5 protein-coding genes are annotated in these 1885 nt (G+C 37.4%); 4 read left to right on the forward strand and 1 reads right to left on the reverse strand.

The genetic code is table 11. The features are described 5' to 3' along the window. The 4 genes from ACFIKH_RS09000 to ACFIKH_RS09015 form a co-directional block, all read left to right on the forward strand. Positions 1–381: phage antirepressor KilAC domain-containing protein (locus ACFIKH_RS09000; RefSeq protein ID WP_375671522.1), on the forward strand; the 381-nt coding region annotated here is incomplete at its 5' end. Next, positions 378–656 (forward strand): hypothetical protein, encoded by a 279-nt coding sequence (locus ACFIKH_RS09005; RefSeq protein WP_375632901.1) that lies wholly within the window; start codon positions 378–380, stop codon positions 654–656. The genes ACFIKH_RS09000 and ACFIKH_RS09005, both read left to right, overlap by 4 nt. Before the next feature lie 124 nt (positions 657–780). After that, on the forward strand, positions 781–1032 hold the full coding sequence (locus ACFIKH_RS09010; protein ID WP_375645208.1) for a type II toxin-antitoxin system Phd/YefM family antitoxin: 252 nt from the start codon (positions 781–783) through the stop codon (positions 1030–1032). Further along, a complete protein-coding gene (locus tag ACFIKH_RS09015) occupies positions 1025–1411 on the forward strand; it encodes a hypothetical protein (protein WP_375627070.1) in 387 nt (128 codons plus the stop codon). The genes ACFIKH_RS09010 and ACFIKH_RS09015 overlap by 8 nt, the downstream gene beginning before the upstream one ends. A 9-nt stretch (positions 1412–1420) precedes the next feature. Here ACFIKH_RS09015 and ACFIKH_RS09020 read toward each other — a convergent pair whose 3' ends face one another. Further along, positions 1421–1729, reverse strand: a complete 309-nt coding sequence (locus ACFIKH_RS09020) for a HigA family addiction module antitoxin (RefSeq protein WP_375671523.1) — start codon at positions 1727–1729, stop codon at positions 1421–1423. Between the last annotated feature and the right edge of the window lie 156 nt (positions 1730–1885).

Consider the following 1885-nt stretch of genomic DNA (forward strand, 5'->3'; position numbering starts at 1 on the left):
GTAATGCTTGGTGTCTTAACGCATTTAAAAGATGAAAATGAGCGGAAAGACAATATCATTGCTAAATTAGAACCAAAAGCAAAAGCTTTGGAAGGTTTAAAACGCTCTGATGGTTTGTTCGGTCTTATTGAAGCAGCAAAAATGTTAGAGGTGCGACCAAAGGATTTAACTGATTACTTGCGTAAACATGATTGGGTGTATCGACGGGCTCCAGGGGCGCCTCTGTTGCCCTATCAAGACAAAATTAAGAAAGGATTCATGGACTGTCCTGCTATTACCATTCAAAGACCGGACGGAACAGAGAAGGTGCTGCCTTCAACTAAAATCACATCTAGAGGATTGGCATGTTTAAGAGAACAAATCCATGGAGGTGTACAATGAATACCAGTATCGATTTTTTGTGCGATTTATGGATGGCATTGTTTCAATTTTCTGATCGTGATGATGTTGAAGATAAAGCTTTTAATGCTCTGATTGAAACCATGGATGCAATAGAAAAAGCTTTGATTTTAAAACTTCAAGATGAATCACCAAACGCACTCAGAGTTCTAGCAATGATTACAAATTTTGGATCTTTAAAACCTCCTTCTATTATGGAGCCTTTGTTGAAAGCTTACGATCCGAGTCTGAAAAATTCTGTTAAGAAAGCTGCTTAACTTTAAAAACATGATTTTATCTCCTCGTCTTTGAGGCGGGGAGGTAGTTAACAGCATAAAATATCTTTACATAATACATATTGTACGTATAATACGTATTATACATTAAAGATAGGATGTGCATATGAAAAAATATAGTTTTACAGATGTAAACCGCGGGGCAGGCGATATTTTAGACGAGGCTATGTCTACACCTGTAGCTTTAACAAAGCGAGGGCGTGAAAAAATCATTATGCTTCCTGTTGATTTATATCATGAATTAATAAAAGCGCGTTCTGGTGCACAATCTTTTGTTTATGCAGATGCACCGCAAAATATATTAGACGATTTAGATCGTGGTTTAGATGATATTTTAAATGGCGACGAATATGTTTAAAGCAGGGGATGTTGTTCAATATTATTATTTATGGCACGAACAAGCGCAAAAAGGTGAACATTCGGGGCGCAAAGCGCGTCCTTCCTGTGTTATGGTTAAAACTGAAAGCCATTTCTTTTTGTTTCCTATCACTTCTCAAGAGCCTATTAATTTACAATATAGCTTAAAAGTACCTGAGATAGAATGTAAACGTGCGGGGTTGCAAAAGCAATCTTGGGTGCGTGTTGATGAATTTAATGTTGTTCCTTGCGAATCTTTGTTTGACTTTGAAGATTTAAAACCACAAGGGCGTTTTAGCCTCGCTTTCGTGCGTAAAATTGCACTTAAAATTAAAGAAGTTAAAGCAATAAAACCACTTGGAAAAGTCTCTAGAGATTGAGTCACAAAGTCAAACAGCGTGGAGTGTTGGAACTTTGCTAACATCTGTTTCACGTTCAGCATGCCACGCATCATAATTCGCTTGCATACGTAACCATATGGCAGCTCCATTCCCAAACATTTTGCCAAGACAAGCCGAAAGAGAAGAAGATATAGGCTTTTCGGCATTTAGAATATCATAGAGATGTTGGCGTGATATACCAAGCATCTGTGCGATTTCTGTATTCGTTTTGCCAGTTTCAGGAATAATTTCTGCCAAAACTTCTCCTGGATGAGTAGGACAACGGTTTTTATCTCTTTGTGCAGGAATGTCATTCATAACTATATCCTTTCTTAATAAAGTGAATACGAAGTTTAAATTCTATTGTCATTTTGCTCTCCAAATCAATGAAGAGACTATAACAAGCATCACCATGCTCCATAAGACTGACACTGTCAGTCAAAAAAAGCCCTTTAAAAGGGCTTTGAAAGAGCA

Source organism: Bartonella sp. SD1336NMGDW, assembly GCF_042193565.1.
GTDB lineage: Bacteria > Pseudomonadota > Alphaproteobacteria > Rhizobiales > Rhizobiaceae > Bartonella > Bartonella grahamii.